The sequence below is a fragment of the Micromonospora sp. WMMD967 genome (assembly GCF_029626165.1).
In the GTDB taxonomy this organism is placed as follows: Bacteria; Actinomycetota; Actinomycetes; order Mycobacteriales; family Micromonosporaceae; genus Micromonospora; species Micromonospora taraxaci.
Map to the genome: position 1 here is coordinate 4,764,327 of NZ_JARUBK010000001.1, position 19,956 is coordinate 4,784,282.

21 protein-coding genes are annotated in these 19,956 nt (G+C 72.8%); 10 read left to right on the top strand and 11 right to left on the bottom strand.

All coding sequences use genetic code 11. The features are described 5' to 3' along the window. The first annotated feature begins 60 nt into the window (after positions 1-60). The 4 genes from O7631_RS21440 to O7631_RS21455 all read left to right on the top strand — a co-directional run bounded on the left by O7631_RS21440 (position 61) and on the right by O7631_RS21455 (position 2,098). Positions 61-459: a TraR/DksA C4-type zinc finger protein gene (locus tag O7631_RS21440; protein ID WP_088989739.1), complete on the top strand. Its 399-nt coding sequence runs from the start codon at positions 61-63 to the stop codon at positions 457-459. Positions 460-507: 48 nt separating this feature from the next. After that, positions 508-1,380 (top strand): DUF72 domain-containing protein, encoded by an 873-nt coding sequence (locus tag O7631_RS21445; protein ID WP_278145875.1) that lies wholly within the window; start codon positions 508-510, stop codon positions 1,378-1,380. Between the two features lie 111 nt (positions 1,381-1,491). Further along, on the top strand, positions 1,492-1,677 hold the full coding sequence (locus O7631_RS21450) for a hypothetical protein (protein ID WP_088989737.1): 186 nt from the start codon (positions 1,492-1,494) through the stop codon (positions 1,675-1,677). Then, a complete protein-coding gene (locus O7631_RS21455) occupies positions 1,670-2,098 on the top strand; it encodes a DUF2267 domain-containing protein (protein ID WP_278145876.1) in 429 nt (142 codons plus the stop codon). Before O7631_RS21450 ends, O7631_RS21455 begins: the two co-directional genes overlap by 8 nt. 43 nt (positions 2,099-2,141) lie before the next feature. Here O7631_RS21455 and O7631_RS21460 read toward each other — a convergent pair whose 3' ends face one another. Continuing rightward, the gene (locus tag O7631_RS21460) at positions 2,142-3,008 is read right to left on the bottom strand and encodes a DUF72 domain-containing protein (protein WP_278145877.1); all 867 of its coding nucleotides are present in this window, start codon (positions 3,006-3,008) and stop codon (positions 2,142-2,144) included. A gap of 67 nt (positions 3,009-3,075) precedes the next feature. Here O7631_RS21460 and O7631_RS21465 point away from each other — a divergent pair, with 67 nt between their 5' ends. Both O7631_RS21465 and O7631_RS21470 read left to right on the top strand, forming a co-directional pair. Further along, positions 3,076-3,381 carry a hypothetical protein gene (locus O7631_RS21465; protein WP_278145878.1) on the top strand — a complete coding sequence of 102 codons (306 nt, stop codon included), beginning with the start codon at positions 3,076-3,078 and terminating at the stop codon, positions 3,379-3,381. Between the two features lie 9 nt (positions 3,382-3,390). Beyond that, a complete protein-coding gene (locus O7631_RS21470) occupies positions 3,391-4,665 on the top strand; it encodes a cupin domain-containing protein (RefSeq protein WP_278145879.1) in 1,275 nt (424 codons plus the stop codon). A 1-nt stretch (position 4,666) separates the two neighbouring features. On the opposite strand, the gene O7631_RS21475 is transcribed toward O7631_RS21470, so the two are convergent. The 7 genes from O7631_RS21475 to O7631_RS21505 all read right to left on the bottom strand — a co-directional run bounded on the left by O7631_RS21475 (position 4,667) and on the right by O7631_RS21505 (position 13,145). Beyond that, on the bottom strand, positions 4,667-5,182 hold the full coding sequence (locus tag O7631_RS21475; RefSeq protein ID WP_278145880.1) for a trypco2 family protein: 516 nt from the start codon (positions 5,180-5,182) through the stop codon (positions 4,667-4,669). A gap of 40 nt (positions 5,183-5,222) precedes the next feature. Then, positions 5,223-7,832: a CHAT domain-containing protein gene (locus O7631_RS21480; RefSeq protein WP_278145881.1), complete on the bottom strand. Its 2,610-nt coding sequence runs from the start codon at positions 7,830-7,832 to the stop codon at positions 5,223-5,225. 82 nt (positions 7,833-7,914) lie between these two features. Next, the gene (locus O7631_RS21485) at positions 7,915-8,577 is read right to left on the bottom strand and encodes a hypothetical protein (protein ID WP_278145882.1); all 663 of its coding nucleotides are present in this window, start codon (positions 8,575-8,577) and stop codon (positions 7,915-7,917) included. Then, positions 8,574-11,249 (bottom strand): FtsK/SpoIIIE domain-containing protein, encoded by a 2,676-nt coding sequence (locus tag O7631_RS21490; RefSeq protein ID WP_278145883.1) that lies wholly within the window; start codon positions 11,247-11,249, stop codon positions 8,574-8,576. Before O7631_RS21490 ends, O7631_RS21485 begins: the two co-directional genes overlap by 4 nt. Then, a complete protein-coding gene (locus tag O7631_RS21495; RefSeq protein ID WP_278145884.1) occupies positions 11,242-12,333 on the bottom strand; it encodes a hypothetical protein in 1,092 nt (363 codons plus the stop codon). Before O7631_RS21495 ends, O7631_RS21490 begins: the two co-directional genes overlap by 8 nt. Before the next feature lie 6 nt (positions 12,334-12,339). After that, the gene (locus O7631_RS21500; protein WP_088989728.1) at positions 12,340-12,600 is read right to left on the bottom strand and encodes a hypothetical protein; all 261 of its coding nucleotides are present in this window, start codon (positions 12,598-12,600) and stop codon (positions 12,340-12,342) included. 152 nt (positions 12,601-12,752) lie between these two features. Then, positions 12,753-13,145 (bottom strand): hypothetical protein, encoded by a 393-nt coding sequence (locus tag O7631_RS21505; RefSeq protein WP_278145885.1) that lies wholly within the window; start codon positions 13,143-13,145, stop codon positions 12,753-12,755. Between the two features lie 140 nt (positions 13,146-13,285). Here O7631_RS21505 and O7631_RS21510 point away from each other — a divergent pair, with 140 nt between their 5' ends. Genes O7631_RS21510 through O7631_RS21520 form a run of 3 tightly spaced genes read left to right on the top strand, consistent with a single transcriptional unit; the run spans position 13,286 to position 16,397 of the window. Next, a complete protein-coding gene (locus O7631_RS21510) occupies positions 13,286-15,844 on the top strand; it encodes an ATP-dependent Clp protease ATP-binding subunit (RefSeq protein WP_278145886.1) in 2,559 nt (852 codons plus the stop codon). Next, positions 15,841-16,047: a hypothetical protein gene (locus O7631_RS21515; RefSeq protein WP_278145887.1), complete on the top strand. Its 207-nt coding sequence runs from the start codon at positions 15,841-15,843 to the stop codon at positions 16,045-16,047. Before O7631_RS21510 ends, O7631_RS21515 begins: the two co-directional genes overlap by 4 nt. Beyond that, complete coding sequence (locus O7631_RS21520) at positions 16,047-16,397, top strand: DUF3140 domain-containing protein (protein WP_269678720.1); 351 nt, start codon at positions 16,047-16,049, stop codon at positions 16,395-16,397. The genes O7631_RS21515 and O7631_RS21520 overlap by 1 nt, the downstream gene beginning before the upstream one ends. Before the next feature lie 55 nt (positions 16,398-16,452). Here the strand turns inward: O7631_RS21520 and O7631_RS21525 are convergent, their stop codons facing one another. The 3 genes from O7631_RS21525 to O7631_RS21535 form a co-directional block, all read right to left on the bottom strand. Next, positions 16,453-16,698 (bottom strand): hypothetical protein, encoded by a 246-nt coding sequence (locus tag O7631_RS21525; RefSeq protein ID WP_088989724.1) that lies wholly within the window; start codon positions 16,696-16,698, stop codon positions 16,453-16,455. A gap of 46 nt (positions 16,699-16,744) precedes the next feature. Further along, complete coding sequence (locus O7631_RS21530; RefSeq protein WP_269678721.1) at positions 16,745-17,725, bottom strand: LysR family transcriptional regulator; 981 nt, start codon at positions 17,723-17,725, stop codon at positions 16,745-16,747. An 86-nt stretch (positions 17,726-17,811) separates the two neighbouring features. Continuing rightward, a complete protein-coding gene (locus tag O7631_RS21535; protein ID WP_278145888.1) occupies positions 17,812-18,420 on the bottom strand; it encodes a hemerythrin domain-containing protein in 609 nt (202 codons plus the stop codon). 183 nt (positions 18,421-18,603) lie between these two features. On the opposite strand from O7631_RS21535, the gene O7631_RS21540 reads away from it, so the two are divergent. Beyond that, positions 18,604-19,932: a M20/M25/M40 family metallo-hydrolase gene (locus tag O7631_RS21540; RefSeq protein WP_278145889.1), complete on the top strand. Its 1,329-nt coding sequence runs from the start codon at positions 18,604-18,606 to the stop codon at positions 19,930-19,932. The last annotated feature ends 24 nt before the right edge of the window (positions 19,933-19,956 follow it).

A 19,956-nucleotide genomic window follows, 5' to 3' on the forward strand; every position in this document is an offset into this window, starting at 1 on the left:
GCTCCACGCCGCCGGCACCCGGTTCACCGTGAGCCACAGGCTTAGGAAAGGCAGGCAGCGATGCTCGTCCACGACACGGTCGACACGAACCGTTCCCAGAAGGAGATCGACCAGATCCGGAACTCACTCCAGGCGCGGTACGACGAGCTGACCGCCGAGTACGACCAGGCCGTGCTCCAGAGCCAGGTGCTGCGGCTGGTGGAGGTCGGCGACACCGCCGGCGACGACCAGGCCGACAGCGGCACCAAGACGGCCGAGCGGGACACCGCGCAGTCCCTGCTGCGCACCATCCTGGACCGCCGCGCCCAGTACGAGCACGCGCTCGGCCGGCTCGCCGAGGGCACCTACGGCTGGTGCGAGGGCTGCTCCGCGGCCATCCCGGTCGAGCGGCTGGAGATCTTCCCCTCCGCCACCACGTGTGTGACCTGCAAGCAGACCCGCGAACGGCGGGCGGCCTGAGCGACGCCAGCGGTTGCCGGTCGGTCCGCGACGCGATGGACTTGAGCCATGGGTGACATCCTGGTGGGCACCGCGTCCTGGACCGACCGCACACTCCTGGAATCGGGCTGGTATCCGCAGACCGCTGACAACCCGGAGAAGCGGCTGGCCTACTACGCGCGGCAGTTCCCGCTGGTCGAAGTGGACGCCACCTATTATTCGCCGCCCGCCGAGGCGACCGCGCGGCTGTGGGCCGACCGCACCCCGGCCGGCTTCACGTTCAACGTCAAGGCGTTCAGCCTGCTGACCGGGCACCCCACCAAGGTCAGCGCCCTCTACAAGGACCTGCGCCCGGAGACCGACAAGAAGAACGTCTACCCCGACGACCTGCCCGCGCAGTCGTACGAGGAGGTCTGGACGCGCTTCCTGTCCGCACTGGACCCACTCGTCGAGGCGGGCAAGCTGGGCGCGTTGCTGTTCCAGTTCCCGCCCTGGTTCACCATCAAGCGGGCCAACAAGCAGTACCTGCTGGAGGTGGCGAAGCGCTGCGCGCCGCTGCGACCGGTCTTCGAGTTCCGTCACGCCTCCTGGTTCGACGGCGACAACGCCGACGAGACCCTGAGCTTCCTGCGCGAGCACCAGCTGCCGTACGTCTGCGTGGACATGCCCCAGGGCCACCGCTCGTCGCTACCGCCGGTGCTGGCCGCCACCGCGGACCTCGCTGTCATGCGTTTCCACGGCCACAGCGACAAGTGGACCAGCAAGGACATTCACGAGAAGTTCGGTTACCACTACTCCAAGCGGGAGTTGGCCGACTGGGCGCCGAAGCTGCGCGAGCTGGCCGACGAGGCCGGTCAGACCCACGTCCTCATGAACAATTGCTACCGCGACTACGCGCAGACCAACGCCACGACCCTCGCCGGGCTCCTCGACGCGACCTGACCTCACCCGAACGGGGTGAGGCCGCCTCACCCGGCGCACCGGCAGTGTGGACGCGGTGGGCTCGGCCGCCCAAGGGTGGTCGACGCCGCAGACGACACGGAGGTGACGGGGATGACGGTTCGAGTGGTGACGGATCGGCGGCGCGGTGCCGTCCTGCACGTGGTCGGCACGGCCGACAACACCCGGCGCGCACCGCAGGGCAGCCCGGTGCGGGCCCGCCGCGGCCCGGTGGGGCCGCCACGGCGCGCCGACGACCGACGGTGGGACACCTCGGAACGGGGGTCGACCGATGGCTGACCGGATGCTCTCCGCGTTCGAGTCCTCGCTGGACAAGACGACCCTCATTCTGAAGGACATCGAGGACGCCTACGGCTGGCCGAAGGATCGGCGCAACCAGTCGTACGCCGCCCTGCGCACGGTGCTGCACCTGCTGCGCGACCGGTTGCCGGTCGACGAGAGCGTCGAGTTCGCCCAGCAGTTGCCGGTCCTGGTGCGGGGCATCTACTTCGACGGCTGGGTGCCGTCCGACGTGCCGATCAAGCTCAACCGGGACGACTTCCTCTACGAGGTCCGGCAGGGCTTCCCGTACGACGCGGAGGGCGGCCCGGAGCGGGTGACGCAGGTGGTGCTCGACACCCTGCGCCGACACGTCACCCAGGGCGAATGGCAGGACGTGAAGGAAACGATGCCCAAGGACCTCGCCCTGCTGATGCCGTGACAGCGAGCTGTCCCCGAGCCCGCCCGACGACCGTCGGGCGGGCTCAGTCGTCGTCGGCAGCCGCCGCGGCAGACGGCACCCGCGACACCGGGTGCCCGGCCCCCCGGGCCAGCGCGGCGAACGCGACGGCGTCGACGACCGCCGCGCCGCCCGGATCGTTGTTGAAGTAGACGTACGCCGGCTCGTCCGCGCCGAAGGCGTCGGTCAGCCGACCCACCCAGGACCGGAGCGCGGCGCGACCGTAGTGCGGCCAGGGCCGCGCCCGCCCCTCGTGCAGCCGCAGGTACCCGAAATCGGTGGTGCGCCAGCGGGGCGCGACCGGGCGTCCCAGCCGGTCGGCCCACACCAACGCCGCCCGACGCCGCTCCAGCACCGCCCGGGTGGCGTCGGTCCACCAGGAGGGGTGGCGGGGTTCGACGGCGACCCGGACCTCCGCCGGAAACAGCCGCAGGGTGGCGTCGAGCGCGTCGACGTCCGCCCGCAGGTTCGGTGGCAGTTGCACCAGCACCGGGCCGAGCCGGTCACCGAGGGCTGTCGCTCGGCCGAGGAACCGGGCCACCGGCTCGGCCGGGTCGCGCAATCGTTTGATGTGGGTGAGGTAGCGGCTCATCTTCACCGCCACGCAGAAGTCCGCCGGCGTCCGCTCCCGCCAGGCGGCGAACGTGTCCCGCTCCGGCAGCCGGTAGAAGGCGTTGTTGACCTCGACGGTGGCGAAGCCGGCCGCGAAGTGCTCCAGCCAGAGCCGCTGCGGCAGCCGTTGCGGGTAGAAACGACCCCGCCAGTCGCGGTACTGCCAGCCGGACGTGCCCACCAGGATCACCGCCTCATCCTGGCACTCTCCGCCGCCGCCCGCGAACTGCCCGTGTCGCCCCGGTTCGGCGTCTACGGTGAGGGTTAGAGAAGATCGCACGTGGGGTACCACCCGCAGTACGACGGACCCCGGCGGATGGCGGGGCGGCACACCCGAGGGAGCACCGATGGCACTCAACGATGACGACATGCAGACCATGGGCGGCGGCGGCGCGGAGGGCCCGGCCGACGGTGGTGCCACCGCGGGTCAGCACGACGGTGGCGCGGACGGCGGCGCGGAGGGCCCCGCCGACGGCGGCGCGACCCCGGGCCAGCACGACGGTGGCGCGGACGGCGGCGCGGAGGGCCCCGCCGACGGTGGTGCCACCCCGGGCCAGCAGGACGGCGGCGCCGACGGTGGCGCGGAGGGCCCCGCCGACGGCGGCGCGACCCCGGGCCAGCAGGACGGCGGCGCTGACGGCAGCGCCCGGTAGGCGTACACCATGACGCACCTCGACCCGCCGGACGGCCACGGCCGTCCGGCGGTTCCGTCTGCCGGGGCCGCCGCGGCTCTGGCCCGCTGCGTGTCGGTCGAACCGGCCAAGTTCGCCGCCGCGCACTGGGGACACACCCCGCTGCTGTCCCGCGCCGCCGAGTTGCCCGACCCGGCCGGCTTCACCGACCTGCTCAGCCCCGCCGACGCCGACGAGCTGCTGAGCCGGCGCGGTCTGCGTACCCCGTTCCTGCGCGTCGCCAAGGACGGCCAGCTGGTCGCGGCCGCGCGCTGGACCGGCGGCGGCGGCGCGGGTGCCGAGATCGGCGACCAGGTGCTCGACGAGCGGGTCCTGGAGCAGTACGCCTCCGGCGCCACCCTGGTGTTGCAGGGTCTGCACCGGATCTGGCCGCCGCTGGTCGACTTCGCCCGCGACCTGGGCCTCGCGCTCAACCAGCCGCTCCAGGTCAACGCCTACCTCACCCCGGCGGGCAGTCAGGGGTTCGCCACCCACTACGACACCCACGACGTGTTCGTCCTCCAGGTCGACGGCCGCAAACACTGGCGGATCCACCCGCCGGTGCTGCCCGATCCGTTGGAGAAGCAGCCGTGGGGTGGACGTGCCGACGAGGTCGGCGCCACCGCTCAGGGGCCCGCCGCGCTGGACGTGGTGCTCGCCCCCGGCGACGCCCTCTACCTGCCCCGGGGGTGGCTGCACAGCGCGCAGGCCCAGGAGGCCAGCTCGCTGCACCTGACCGTGGGCATCCGCGCGCTCACCCGCTACGCGCTGGTCGAGGAGCTGCTCGCGCTGGCCTCCGAGGACCAGCGGCTGCGGGCCAGCCTGCCGTTCGGCACTGACGTCGCCGACCCGGACGCCATCGAGCCGGAGCTGACCGAGACGGTGGAGGCGCTGCGGGACTGGCTGCTGCGCGCCGACCCCGGCGCGGTCGCCGCACGGCTGCGGCAGCGTGCCTGGCCGGCTTCCCGTCCGGCGCCGATCCGCCCGCTCGCCCAGGCCGACGCGCTCGCCACTCTGGACGCCGACACCCGGGTCACAGTGCGGCCGGGCCTGCGGTGGCAGTTGGTGCCGCACGGTTCGGACACTGTGGCGTTGCGGCTGTTCGACCGGACGATCACCCTGCCCGCCGAGTGTGAGCCGGCGGCCCGCGCCCTGCTCGGCGGAGTGGCCATCCGGGTCGGTGATCTGCCCGGCCTGCCCGACGACGCCGACCGGGTCACGCTCACCCGTCGACTGCTGCGCGAGGCCGTCCTGGTGCCGGCCTGAGCTACCCGGCGGATGCCCCGAGCAGCTCGATCCGGAGGGTGTTGGTGACCTCGTCGGTCAACTCACCCTCCGCGCCGACCGAGATCGTGCCCTGGTCGGTGACGCCGAAGACGAGTTCCACAGTGCTGGTCTTCAGCACCAGCGGGTCATCGCCCCCGCCGGCGGCGGCGACCACCGCGCGGATCGTGGTGATCGCGTCCACGAGGGTCGCCTCGACAGGGCCGTGGCGTAGCTCGTGCCGATCCTGGAGATCCTCGGCGACGAGCGTGATGTCGATCGTGTGGGTCCGCTGGCGGGCGTGGCTGCCGCCCACTTTGACCTTCCAGCCGATCACCGGGACCCGGAAATCCAGGCCACCGCCGAGCTTCGTGGTGACGACCGCGCTCAAGATCAGCTGAACGGAGCCGAGGCGCAGGTCCCGGCCCTCGTCGACAGTGGAGATGCCGGCCTGCCTCACCGCGTCCTTCACCGCCGACACCAGTTCCTCCACCGGCACGCTGTAGTCGATCACGTCCATGCCGCACCTCCCCTTCCGTGCGAGTTGAGTTGCCGACCGCTCAGACCGCGGCGGTCGCGAACGGGTCGCCGTACACCGTGTAGGCCAGCCAGGTCGGGTCGAGTGGATCATCCTGCTGCCCGACCCGTGCGGCGAGGGCCGCCGCACCCAGCGTGGCGCCGCCGGCCAGGGACTCGTAGAACGCCGTCGCGAAGCGCGCCGAGCTGTCCGAGCGCACCGCCCAGAGAGTGCCGACGAACGCACCCGCGCCCGACGACATGAACTGCTGCGCCCAGCCGAGCATCCTGGTGTACGTCGGTGCCACGCCCGCGCTCCGGCACGCGTTGATGAACACGAGGGGACCGGTCTCCGTCAGCGCTTTGCGGATGCTGGCCTCGGCGAGCAGGGCCGGCTTGAACCGGCCACCGTCCAGATCGATGAACGAGCCGTCCGACGAGAACGTGTTGTGGCAGGCGAAGTGGGTCGCTCCCAACTCCCCGGAGTTGATCAGCGCGAGGAGTTCGTCCGCCCTGGTGATGGGCGCGCTGTCGGCCGCGCCGAGGATCGCGCGGATGGTCGTGACCTCCTCGTACGCGCCGGTGGGAGCCTTCGGCGGCACCACGAAACGCGGGTTGCGTAGGCCGATCTTCGCGTTCCGGTGCTGACCATAGGTGCGGCGCACCACCGGGACCTGCTCGACGAGGAAACCCTTGTCCTGTCGGGCGCTGAGCGGGTGGAGCAGTTCCCACGGGACCACGTCGTGGTCGGTGGCGATCGTGAAGGCGCTCATGTCGGCGCGGACCTCCCAGAACTGGTCCCGCACATCGGCCGGCACCAGCTCCGACCACAGTTGGATGCCCGCCGACCGGATGACCTCGCGGGTCATCGCGGGGCTGTAACGGGAACCACCGCCGGCCAGTTGCTGCAACTCCCGGATGGTGTTCTCCACCGCGGCGTTCGGCGTGTTCGTGACCGACTCGACGACCGGTGCGAACAACGCGGCATCGGAGCGCAGCTGGAAGGTGTGGCGGCTGCCGTCGAAGCGAACCTCCATCGTGACCTCGCCCGGTCGTGCCTGCGGGGCACCGATCGGCGCGGTCTTCGGTTGGCCGTCGCGGAACGACCCACCGTCGGCGACGGAGACCTCGACGGACACCTCGGCCAGGAACGTGCCGCCGGCCCAGGCGGTCACGTCGACGCGATGCAGACCAGTGGTACGCGCTCCGAAGCCGAACCGGATCGGATGCGGATCGCCGTCCGGCAGGACCAGGACGGTCTGCTGAAGTGGACCGTCAGCGTGCAGACCGGCGGGCGCGTGCACGGTCACCGTGACCGGCGTGCCGCCTTCGGCGACGAAGAGACTCGGCATCGGTGCCACCTTCGCGTCCAGGTGAACCGATCGTTCCTCGCTGACGATCCGAACCTCGACGCTCAGGTCCTGCCCCACCGGGACCCGGGTGGGCGCACGCGCCACCAGCAGTCGCGTCGGCGCCGGAGTGACGTTCGGCGGTGGCGAGGTCTGCGGTGCGGTGATCGACGGTGGCGAGGTCTGCGGTGCGGTGATCGGCGGTGGCGAGGCCTTCGGTCCGGTGATCGGCGGTGGCGTACCGGCCCAACCGCTGGCGTACTCGGCGGAGAGCGGAACACGCCTGGACAGGTAGTGGACCAGGGCATCGGGGGTGTCCGCGTCATCCCAGAGGACACCGGCCCGGCGGAGCCTCTCCCGTCGCCGCTGCTCGGCTCGCTCGCCCACGCTGGCGCGGTCGTCGACGAACAGCAGTACCTGTCTCACCCGGACGGTGACGCCGTCCAGGGTGAACGTTTCGGTGGCGAGCTGTCGGTTGAGGGCTGTCTCGGCCGGGGACACCTCGTCGAGGGTGTACCGCGACGCGATCGGTCGGCAGACGCCCAGCAGGATTTCGCGGACCACTACCGCGGCATCCGTGGCCGCGCCTTGGACGACCTGGACCGCGTCGGTCACCCAGAAGTCAACGGCGATGGACGACTCGACGTGGCCCGCGCCGCCGGTCGCGGGTAGCCGAAGGCCGAACACCCGTTGGTGGACGCTGGTGTCCACCTCGTAGCGCGTCTCGTACCGGGCCGCGAGCCCCGAATGGTGCCGGCCCGCGTCGGCGACCTCCAGACCACCCTGGTGCGTCGAGTAGACGATCGTCACCGACGGATGGCGGCTGGCCGGCGACATGACCTGTCGCACCGGTTGCGTGCGGAGGATCAGCGGGATCGCGGGCCCGACTGTCGCCTCCTCGGAGCCCTGACGTGTGGCGAGTTGGTCACACAGCCGGCGGATGGTCCGACGGACGGTGGCCGTACGGACCTCGGAGCGCCGCACCGTCAGTGTGCTGAGCGTGGGCTGCGCGCTGACGTTCGGTGCCAGGTGAGCATCGTCCACCAGCACCACGACGACCGGAACGGACGTGGTGAGGGCGATGGTGAAGGTCTGGCGGCGCACCTTCGGCGCGGCCGGATCGAGCACGACGATCAACGCCGTCGAGGCCGCCAGACGACGCCGCACCTCGGTGGCGGACAGGGTCGCGCTCTGTTCGTCGCGCACGACGCTCTCGGTGCCGAACCGAGCGGTCAGCATGTCGTCGAGCAGGCGCCCGACACCGGTGTCGTCGCCGGCGTGGTAACTCAGGAAGACACTGACCATCGGACGTACCGTAGCGAAGATCGCGCGTTGCTCGTGGCCGTGCCGGGGGTCAGCTTCTCGACAGCCATAGTGGACCGATCACTCAGCGGCCCAGCGCCAGCAGCAGCGCGGTGGTCAGCAGGCCCGCGCCGAGGACCACGATGATCGGTCGTGGGCCGAGCATCGCGTGCCGGCGGTCGGCCAGCATCCGTGCCGGCGCGAGACCGATCAACGGGCCGAGCAGGGTCACCACCAGCGCCAGCACCGGCATCCCGACCGCCAGGTCGCCGCCGTACCCGACGCCCAGCGCCCGCGCGCCGGCCCCCAGGGCGTACGCGAGTACGGCGCCCGCCACCCCGCAGAGCGCCAGCAGCGGATTGACCGAGCCCGGCAACTCGCCTGGCTGACCAGCCCGGTCGAGCAGGTCCCGGACCTTCGCGAGCATCGGTACGGGGTCGGTTGCCGTGACGCCGTTCGCGGGTGCGGGTGGGCCACCTAGGCGGCGGACGCCGAGACGCGAGCGGGCCTGCTGCCACAGGTGGGCCACCTCGGCGTCGACCCGTTCCTGCTGCTCACGTGCGGCGACCAACTCCACCTCGGCGTCCTGGAGCTGCTCGGCGGCCTCGGCGACGGCCCGATCGGCGGCCTCGCACTGCCGCTCGTACCAGGTATGCGCCTCGGCGCGCTGCTCGGCCACCCGCGCGGTCAGCTCGGCCAACCGCCGCAGCTGCGCCGTGTACGTCTCACTGGTCACTGGTTGGTTCACCGCGACGGTCCATACGGGATGATCACCTGTCCGGTGCGGTGGACCGCCCGGTCGAAGAAGAGGCCCCGCCAGGGGCGGGGATACCAGTCCGGGCCGCCGGTGCCCGGATAGAGCGAGGCACCCAGCTCCCCGCCGTGGGTGTCCAGAGCCACCCAGGCGCCGATCTGGTCGGTACGCGCGGCGGGACCGCCGAGGTCGGCGCGCATCCGGGCCACTCCCCGCCACCAGGCCAGCACGTGTGTGCGTCGTTCCGGCCCGTCGTGCAGGATCCGGCGTAGCTGCTCCAGCCCGGTGCGCCCGCCCGCGCGGGCGGCCAGCGCGCCGGCTGCCGCGTCGACGGCGAACAGCAGCAGGTAGTGCGGGCTCCCCGGGCCGGTCAACCCGTCGGCCGTCTCGGCCATCAGCTCGCCGACGGTCTCCTCGTCGTACCAGGCGGCGTCGTCGGCCAGGTCGTCGTAGAGCGCCCGGGCGATCGGATCGGCGTCCGGGTCGAGGCAGGCGATGGAGAACCGGGCGGTGCCCGGCGGGTGTTGGCGGGCCAGCGACCGGGCCGCGGCGTCCAGCACCGCGCACGCCTCGTCCACCCGGGTGCCGAGAACCGCGAGGTTGCGCCCCGGCGCACGCGGCAGCCGCAGTGCCGCCGAGCGGGACTGCACGTCGATGATCTCACCGAGCACTGCCACCGGGTTGCGGGGCGCTGTCCCGTCGGGGGGCGCGGCCAGCGCCCGGAAGTCCGGGGCGTCCGCCAGCCGGGGGATCGCGTCGCCGTCGAAGAGCCGGGCCGGCGCGGCGTCGGCCGGGCGCATCCGCCACAGCCGGTGCTGCAACCCGCTCCACGTCTCCCAGTCGCTGGCCGACGGGATCCGGGCGACCTCGTTGCCCTCCACCATGCCCGATTCGGCGTTGACCACCGCGTGCCAGCGGGGCAGCGACTGGGCCGCGTCGTTGCGTTCGGCGAGGATCCGCAGCGCCTTGGGCAGCGCTATGCGCAGGGTGAACTGGGCCACCAGCGCCGGGCGGCCCCACAGCGCCTCGATGCCCCGTACGTCCTGCGAGGCGAGCACCAGGTGGATGCCCTGCGACCGGCCGCGCCGGGCCAGGTCCTCCAGCAGGTCGGCCGCCTCCCGGGCCACGACGTCCCGGCCGGCCAGCAGCATCTGGAACTCGTCGACCACCGCCACGATCCGGGGCCAGTGCCCGGTCGGGTCGACGGCCCGCAGCTCGGCCAGCTTGGTCACCTCGTGCTTCTTGGCCGCATCGGCACGCCGGCGCAACTCCTCGGTGAGGAACCGCAGCAGCGCCAACCCGAACTCCCGGTCGGTGTTGACGTTGATGCCGACCAGGCGCATGTGCGGCAACCAGCTCGGGTCGCGCCGGCCCTGCGCGAACCGTGCGAAGGACACCCCCTCCTTGAAGTCCAACAGGTAGAACTCCAGCTCGGCGGGGGAGTAGCGGGCGGCGAGCGCGCCGATCCACGCGAAGATCAGGTTGGTCTTGCCGGTGCCGGACGGCCCGCCGATCAGCGCGTGTGGCGGATAGTCGCCCAGCGTCAACCGCACCGGCCGGCCCTGTGTTCCCTCGCCGATCGGCGCGGTCAGCCCGTCGGCGGAACTCTCCCGCCACATCAGATCCGGCGGGGGCAGCAGGTCCGTGAACGGGGTCGGCGGTGGGCCGGCGTTCACCCGGGCGGCGATCTCCCGGCAGGTCTCGGTGACCAGCGACGCCGGCGGCGGCGGATCGAGGCGTACCGGCAACCCGGCCGAGCCGCCGATCCGCGCGCCGTCGACCTCGGCCACCACGCGGGTCACCGTCGGATCCTCCGGCAACGGCACACCGTGCACCACGAGGTGCACGCCGCAGGCGGCGCCGGCTCGTACCACCCGGTCCAACTGCCCGCGTTCGTGCCGGTTCAGGTCGTCGCCACCGAGCAGCACCGCCACCCGCCACGGCTCGGGTCGGCGGCCGGTCGCCGCCGCCAGTTCGCGAAGGGAGGCGTACTCGCCGGCGAGCACGGTCTCGTTGATCCGGCGGATCTGCTCCACCAGGTCGTCGAGGAGGGGGCCCAAGCCGCCGGGGCCGACGAAGGTGAGCAGCCCCGCCGTTCCCAGCGGGGAGAACCCGGCCAGACCGCCGCCGAGCTGCTCCGGGTCGTACCCGATCAGTCGTACCGCCCCCGGGTCGGCGCGGCCGGCGGCCCGCAGCAGCAACGCGGACACCACCGCGTCGCAGCCGGCGCGGTCGCCGCCGGAGAGGTGGACGTGCCCGGCATCGAGCAGCGGCACCAGCGCGGGCACCGGCTCGACGCCGTCGAGGTGGACAGTGCCCACCCGCAGCGCGCCGGGTGGTTCCGCCCGCCGGGTCGGCGTCGGCGTCCACCCCGCCCAGTCGGCCCCCGCGCAACCCGGGGCCTCCTGGCGGGCGGCCTCGGCGGCGCGTCGGGCCAGCTCGGCGATCCGGGTGGCGTAGCGGGCGTCGATCTCGGCGACCCGACGGTCCCGTTGGGCGCCCACCCGTGCCGGCACGGCCGCCGCCGCCCGCTGGATCCGGGTGAGCCGTTCCCGTCCGGCGGTCAGCTCGGCCTGGGCGGCGGACAGGCGGGTACGGGTGGCGCCCAGCGCCTCGGCGAGGGTGTCCCGGACCCGGCTGGCCAACTGACCGCGCCGGTCAGCCATCGGAGCTCCGTCGGGCCGGGGCGTCCCGCCAGGGGCTTCCCGAGCGGGGCGGTAGCCCACCGGAGGGCTGCCCACCGGTGGTGCCCGGCCGCGCGGCGACACCGGCGGGGCGTGCGCCCACACCACCCGAGCGCCCCGCTGCCGGTCGGCCGGACCCCGCCGGCTGCCGTGCGTCGGCCGGTCGGCCCGTACCCGTCGAAGAACCCGCATCCGCCGGTCGGCCCGTGCCGGCCGGCTGGGCCGCGCCACCCGAGGGGAGGTCCCGACCGAGACGGGCGAGCAGCAGCCCGGTCGCCACACCGGCGGTGACCGCGGAGTCGGCGGCGTGCGGCGGCTCCCCGGAGGCACGCGGTGGTGGCATCCGGCAGACCCGGGTGAGCAGGGTCTCCAGCACCGGGGGCGGCAGCCCGGGCAGCAGGTCGCGGACGCGTCCGTCCAGTTCCCCGCGCAGCCGCCCGAGGTCGGCGGCGCGGGGCGGGTGCCCGAGCAGCTCACCGGCCAGTTCGCGCAGCAGCGGTGGGGCCAGGGCCGCCAGGCCCAGGCCGACGTCGGCCGGGGCCCGGCGCAGCTCCTTGCGCAGCCGGTCGCGGTCGCCGGAGCGGACGCCGCCCACGACCCGGCGCAGCAACTCCTGGGAGTCGCCCAGCTGCTCGTCGGGTTCGTCGTCGGCGCCGGCCCGACCGCCGGTCAGCTCGGCCACCCGCACCGACCACCAGCGGCGCATCCGGACCTGCTCGGCCGGCTCCGGCGGCACGGCGGTGGGCCCGGCCTCCGGCGGCGTGTCGTGTCGGGGCGCGCGTTGCTCGGGGCGGGGCGCCGGGCCGCCGTCCCCGGCGAGACCGATCGCCGCCAGGTACGCCGACAGCTGCTCCTGGGCGACCCGCAGCGCGTAGCCGGCGCTTTCGGCGTGCTCGGTGGCGGCGCTCAGCTCGGGCACCCCCATCGGGTTGGCGGACTCCTGACGGACCCAGCGCAGCCGCTCCGCGGCCAGGCCGAACTTCTCCAGCGCCTGCCCGAGCAGGGCCAGCGGGAACTCCTCGGCGGCGGCACGGACCTGCCCACCGACGTCCTCGATGATGGACATGACGGCCTACAGGGTGGCGACGTAGAGCTGCGCCTGCTCCACCGCGACAAGTGTCGCGGCGAGACACTCTTCCAGCTCCTGGCTGGCCTGTGTCAGCGACGCCTGGGCCGCTTCCACGGTCTCGTGCCCGCTGCCCTCCAGGGCACCGGCGAGGGTCTGCTGCGCCTCGGTCAGTTTCTCGCCGGCCGCCTGCACGGCTGTCTGCCCGTCCCCGATCTGTTGGAGGGCGACATCGATGGCAGCCTTCAACTCGGCGACGCTCGCCACGGCGGAACCTCCTGGGGGCGGGGAGATCTCCATTAGAGCCTATCGGCGGGTCCGAAAGAACATCCGCCCTGTCGGTGTTCCTGCCCGCCTGTCCGGAACACGCCCGGAAGTGCCGGGAGTCCGTTCTGTGGGAGTCCCAGTGCGAGAACTTCTCAGTTGTCGGTCGGGTTCTCCCGGAGCCAGCGCGGGCCATATACCTCGGCACCCAGCGCCGTCACCCGTCCGCGCAACTCCCGGTCGGCGGTGACCACCAGCCGGCGGCGCTGCGGCGCGTCGGCCACCAGCTCGACAACCGTGTCGTCGCCGGACCCGGCGGCGGAGACCACCCGGACGCCCTCGGTGCCCGGCACGTTCCGCGCGGCACCCTCGACCACCAGCACCACCTCCACCGGGGCGGGCAGACGAGCCGGCAACCCGACGGTCGCCACCGGGGCGAGCGAGTCGCGCAGCCGGGCCGCCGCGCCGGCGCGGTCACGCCACCACCCGTTCGGGCGGGAGCCCACCACGTTGGCGCCGTCCACGATCAACAGCGGTGTCTCGTTCATCCCACCAGCCTGCCACCACCGGCCGCCCCTGGCCGGACGCCACACCCGGGACGCCGGTGCGCCACCGCCTGCGGCGTTTGTCGGGGCGCGCGCCGGGTAGCCCCTGCCGACCGTGCCGCGCCCGACTGCGGAGGACAGACATGATGGGACCCGGTGACATCGGCTCCGACCCGTGGGACGAATTCCTGGCCCGGTACTTCGGCCGGGGCGAGGGGGGACGCCGGCCACCGCACCGGGTCGACATCACCCGACTGATGACGGCCGACGCCCGGGAGATGCTGGCCGACGCGGCCCGGCGGGCCGCCCAACGCCAGAGCAGCGACCTGGACACCGACCACCTGCTCTGGGCGGCGCTGCAACGCGAACCCCTGCGTGACCTGGTACGCCGGGCCGGCGCCGACCCGGACACCCTGCTCAACGCCCTCGGTGGCAAGGGTGACGGAGCGCCGCGCGGGGAGGTGCCGCCCAACCTGTCGCTGACGCCGGCCGCCAAGCGCGCGCTGCTCGACGCCCACCAACTGTCCCGGGCGATGGGCGCCAACTACATCGGCCCGGAACACATCCTGATGGCGTTGCCGCTCAACCCGGAGTCGCCGGCCGGGCGGATGCTGGCCGCCGGGCGTATCCAACCCGAGTCGTTGCAGGCCGCCAACGCCGAACGCGGGCCGATGACCGGCCCGAAGCCGGACCGTGGCACCCCCACCCTGGACCAGTACGGGCAGGACCTCACCGACCTGGCCCGCAACGACCAGATCGACCCGGTGATCGGACGGGCCGACGAGATCGAGCAGGCCGTGGAGATCCTGTCCCGGCGCACCAAGAACAACCCGGTGCTGATCGGCGAGGCCGGCGTCGGCAAGACCGCCATCGTCGAGGGGTTGGCCGAACGGATCTGCGACGGCGACGTCCCGCAGACCCTGCTCGGCAAACGGGTCGTCCAACTCGACCTCGCCGGCCTGGTGGCCGGCACCCGCTACCGGGGCGACTTCGAGGAGCGGCTGAAGAAGGTCATCGACGAGATCCGGGCGCACCGCGACGAGCTGATCATCTTCCTGGACGAGATCCACACCCTGGTCGGCGCGGGTGGCGCCGGCAGCGAGGGCGGAATGGACGCGTCCAACATGCTCAAACCCGCCCTCGCGCGTGGCGAGTTGCGGGTGATCGGCGCGACGACGCTGGACGAGTACCGCAAGAGCATCGAGAAGGACGCCGCGCTGGCCCGGCGTTTCCAGCCGGTGCTGGTGCCCGAGCCCAGCGTCGACGACACCATCGCCATCCTGCGCGGCCTGCGTGACCGGTACGAGGCCCACCACCAGGTGCGCTTCACCGACGAGGCGTTGGTCGCCGCCGCGGAGCTGTCCGACCGGTACGTCACCGACCGGTTCCTGCCGGACAAGGCCATCGACCTCATCGACCAGGCCGGCGCACGGGTGCGGCTGCGCACCCGCACCCCGGCGTCCGACGTGCGGGAGCTGGAGCAGGAGCTCGACGAGGTACGCCGGGACAAGGAGCAGGCCGTCACCGACGAGCAGTACGAGCGGGCCTCCGCGCTGCGCGACCGGATCGCCGAACTGGAACAGGAGATCCGCCGGGCCAACGGCGAGGACGGGATGTCGTCCTCGCAGGTGCCGGAGGTGAGTCCGAAGGAGATCGCCGAGGTGGTGTCCCGGGCCACCGGCATTCCGGTCAGCCAGCTCACCGAGGAGGAACGGGACCGGCTGCTGCGCCTGGAGGGGCACCTGCACCAGAAGGTCGTCGGCCAGGACGACGCCGTCACCGCGGTCGCCGAGGCCGTCCGCCGCTCCCGGGCGGGGCTGGCCGACCCGGACCGGCCGATGGGCAGTTTCCTGTTCCTCGGCCCGACCGGCGTGGGCAAGACCGAGTTGGCCCGCGCCCTGGCCGAGGCGTTGTTCGGCGAGGCGGACCGGATGGTCCGGGTGGACATGAGCGAGTTCCAGGAGCGGCACACGGTCAGCCGGCTGGTCGGCGCCCCGCCCGGATACGTCGGCTACGAGGAGGCCGGCCAGCTCACCGAGGCCGTTCGCCGCCGCCCGTACGCGGTGGTGCTGCTCGACGAGATCGAGAAGGCCCACCCGGACGTGTTCAACATCCTGCTCCAGGTGCTCGACGACGGGCGGCTGACCGACAGCCAGGGTCGCACCGTGAACTTCAAGAACACCGTACTGATCATGACGAGCAACCTCGGCTCCGAGCTGATCACCGGCGCCCAGCGCTCGGTCGGCTTCGGCGCCGGCGACGTCGGCAGCGAGCAGGAGAACGACGAACTGCGCGAGCGGCTGATGCGTCGCCTGCAGGAGAACTTCCGCCCGGAGTTCCTCAACCGCATCGACGAGGTCATCATCTTCCGCCGGCTGGAGGCCGAGCAGTTGCGCGACATCACCGCGCTGCTGCTCGAGGAGACCCGCCGCCGCATGCACGCCCAGGACCTCCAGGTGGAGTTCACCACCGCCGGCATCGACTGGCTCGCCGAACACGGCTACCAGCCGGAGTTCGGCGCCCGCCCGCTGCGGCGGGTGATCCAGCGGGAGGTGGACAACCACCTGTCCCGGATGTTGCTGGAGTCGGCGATCTCCCCGGGGCAGAAGGTCACGGTGGACGTCCGCGACGGCGCGCTCACCTTCGACGTGAGTGCCGGTGAGCGCGGGTACACCCCGGCCACGACCACGCACCCACGATGAGCGGGCCGGCACGACGAGACGAGAACGAGGACCCACACGAGCCCGCGAAACCCCGGGACGAGGACGAGCATCCCGACCCGATCCTGGCGCCGCCCACCGCGAACCCCCGCCGTACGCGGGTGCCCGCCGAGGGCCTGCATCCGAAGACCGACCAGGAGGACGACCCGGAGACGTCCGGGCACCGCCGGCGAGAGGAGACCTGATGGTACGCGAAGCGCGGCTCGACCCCGAGGTGGAAGTGCTCTGGGAGGACTTCCACGCCGAGGTGAACGTCCCGTCGGAGCAGCTACGCACCTGGCTGCTGACCCGGGGCTCCGGGGAGGAGTCGTTCAGCCCGAACCCGAACCTCGACCTGCCCCAGCCGGGCCGGGAGATCCTCAAGGTGTTGAACAAGCGCAAGGTCGACCTCACCCCGGAGGACATCGAGGTCATGCGGGAGGCGGTCGACCGCATCCGCGAGCTGATGGACGCCAAGCCGTCGCGTGGCAACGCCGACGACGACTGGCGGCACTCGCTGCTCGACCTGGGGCACGACCCGCTCGTCGAACGCTGACCGCGCCACTCGACGGTGCCGCCCCGCTCCGGGACGGCACCGTCGACACGTGCCGCTACTGGCCCTGGTCGGATTCCAGGCTGGCGATGGTCAGTCCGGCGGCGTCAGCCGCGGCGTCCCGGTCACCGCGGGTCTGGTCCTCCCGGGTGAGCAGGTTCGCGTACTCGGTGACGTCGGCCGGGTCGGGCACCGTCGGCAGGCGGCGCAGGAACGCCTCGACGTCGCGGGTGGCGGCGGTGTGCGCGGCGGCCGCCTGGCGCAGCAACTCGCGGTCGTCGGCGGGCGGGTAGAGGTCCGTCATGTCCGCCAGATACCCGGCCAACGGCGGTTCGCACCCCACCCCGCGCTCAGACCGGCCGGATCCCGCTGGGCTGGCGCACCCCGAACCCCGGGTTGCTCATCAGCCAGGCCAGGTACGCCGGATGCGGGGCCAACGAGTCGACGTACGCCGCCTTGGCCGTCTCCACCACCAGATCGGCGCCCTGGGCGGCGGGGGAGTCCGGGTGCCAGCCGAGCAGGAGCCGCCAGCGCAGCGGTGTCCCGGCGAGCCGACGGGTCACCAACCCGGCCACCGGCCGGAACGTCGCCTGGCACAACGCCACCGCCACACCGGCGTCCACCAGGTCGATGCAACCGCGGATGTCGGTCTCGTACACCTTGCGGGGGGTGAAACCGGCACGGGCGCACGCGGCGGCGAAGCAGTCGCCGAAGCAGCCGTCACCCGGTGCCGCCACCCACTGCTCGTGGCGCAGGTCCGCCAGGCGCACCTCGTCCTGGGCGGCGAGGGGGTGCGTCTCCGGCAGCAGCACCAGCACCGGGTCGATGGCCACCTCCTGCCAGCTCAACCCGAAACCGGCGGACGGGCTGGCGTCGCCGCACACACCGGTGAGCGCGAAGTCCAGCCGGCCGCCGGCCACCAGCTGCGCCAACTCGTCCACCGACCACGACGCGAACGTGGTGATCTGGGCCGGAGGCTGCTCGGCGGCCAACCGGTGCACCAACCGACCCAGGATCGGGCTGTTCACCCCACCGAACCGGTAGCAGGTGGGGGCACCGCCGGCCCCGGCCAACCGGGCCGCCTCGTCCTGCAGCCCCTTCATCGCCGGCAGCAGGACCCGGGCGCGGGCCAGCACCAGCTCCCCGAGGGCGGTGGGCCGGGCACCACGCCGGTCCCGGTCGAACAGCGGGCCGCCCAGTGTCCGCTCGATGCGTTGGAGCTGGGCGGTGAGGGCCGGCTGGGCCAGGCCGAGCGCCGACGCCGCCTTCGTCACACTCCCCGTCTCCGCGATCGCGCAGACCACCCGCAGGTGACGCAGCTCCAGGTTCATAGGGTGACGGTAGGACTACGCGTCAGCCTGCGGAATAGCCCGAGCGGATCGGTGATAATGAATGCATTACCGGGCGGGGTCCGCGCTCAGTCGCGGGGTGGCTCCGGCAGGTCCGCCAGGTAGGTCGGTCGCCGGGTCACCGCGTCGAGAACCTTGTCCACCACACCGACCGCCGGCTCCACGATCCGGTTCCACGGAGGGGTGGCCGGAGTGCTCGGGTGGGGACGGGTCGGCGCGGCCTCCTCGGCGATCTCCAACCGGTTGCCCAGGCGGATCAGCTCCTCCTCGGTCGCGACCGCCCGCAGCTCGGTGACGAGCGCGCCTACACCGTCCACGTGCTGACGAACCCGCCCGGCGACGTCGGTCAGCGCCTCGTCCGTCAGGCCCTTCAGGGCGTTGAGCAGGCCGGCGTCGGCGGCGATCTCGGCGTCCACCCGCTCGCCGGCGGTCGGCAGCGCCGCGCGCACCGCCGGCAGCAGATACTGCTCCTCGGCGGACAGGTGCCGCGACAACGCGGCGGTGAGCACCGCCAGCGCCTCCTGCGGTGTGGCCTCCGGGCCGGTCAACTGCTCCACCAGCGACAGCAGTTGCTGATGCTCCCGGTCGACGAGGTCGGCGATGCTGCGACCGGCGGGCCGGTAACCCTCCTCGGGTGCGGGCGTGGGCGGCAGCGGTGGCAGGGGAACGGCGGACATGGTGCCCTCCTCGACTGGCGGGCGGAAGCTCCGGCAGGGGACGTTCGGTCGTGGGCGGCGGTACCCGAACGCGCTCACGGCGAAACCGACCCGTCGATGTGTCGACCCACGCGCGTCGGCGCGCCGGCCCGGCCACGCCGGTGCGCCGGTCCGTCGGCCACCTCGGGCTGGTATGAAGAGGCGATGACGAGCGACGCCGCCTCCCCCCGAATCGACCCCACCGCAGAGGTCGTCGACCTCTGCCGCGACCTGCTGCGCATCGACACCACCAACACCGGGGACAACGACACCAGCGTCGGTGAGCGCCGCGCGGCCGAGTACGTGGCGGAGAAGCTCGCCGAGGTGGGCGTGGAGTCCGTCCTGCACGAGTCCGCGCCGGGCCGGGCGAACGTGGTGGCCCGCATCCCGGGCACCGACCCGGGCCGGGGCGCGCTGCTGGTGCACGGCCACCTGGACGTGGTGCCCGCCGACGCCGACGAGTGGTCGGTGCACCCGCTCTCCGGCGAGCTGCGCGACGGCTACCTGTGGGGTCGCGGCGCCATCGACATGAAGGACTTCGACGCGATGGTCCTGGCCGTCGTGCGGCACTGGCAGCGCACCGGCGTACGACCGCCGCGCGACATCGTGCTCGCGTACACCGCCGACGAGGAAGCGGGCAGCGACTACGGCGCCCGTTTCCTGGTGGACAACCACCGGGGCCTCTTCGACGGCTGCACCGAGGCGATCGGCGAGGTCGGCGGCTTCTCCTACTCGGTCAACGACAGCCAGCGGCTCTACCTCATCGAGACCGCCGAGAAGGGCATCGACTGGCTGCGGCTGCACGCCAAGGGCCGCCCCGGGCACGGCTCGATGGTGCACGACGACAACGCGGTCACCGCGCTCGCCGAGGCGGTCGCCCGGATCGGCCGGCACCGCTTCCCGGTGGTGGTCACCGACACCGTACGGGCGTTCCTGACCGAGGTCTCCGACCTGCTCGGCATCGAGTTGGACCCGGAGGACCCGGAGACGGCCATCGCCAAGCTCGGCCCGATCGCCAACCTGATCGGCGCGACCATCCGCAACACCGCCAACCCGACCCGGTTGAGCGCCGGCTACAAGGACAACGTCATCCCCGGCCGCGCCACCGCCACCATCGACTGCCGCAGCCTGCCCGGCCAGTCCGAGCTGCTGGAACGACAGCTGCGCGAACTGGTCGGCCCGGACATCGCGATCGAGTACATCCAGCGGCAGCCGGCGCTGGAGACCACCTTCGACGGTGACCTGGTCGAGGCCATGTCGGCCGCCCTGCGCGCCGAGGACCCGGGGGCGCGGCCGGTTCCGTACATGCTCTCCGGCGGCACCGACGCCAAGGCGTTCTCCCAGCTCGGCATCCGCTGTTTCGGGTTCGCCCCGCTCAGGCTGCCCGCCGACCTGAACTTCTCGGCGTTGTTCCACGGCATCGACGAGCGCGTTCCGGTCGACGGACTACAGTTCGGCGTGCGGGTGCTCGACCGGTTCCTGCGCACCTGCTAGCCGTGTCCGGCACTTGCCGTCGGC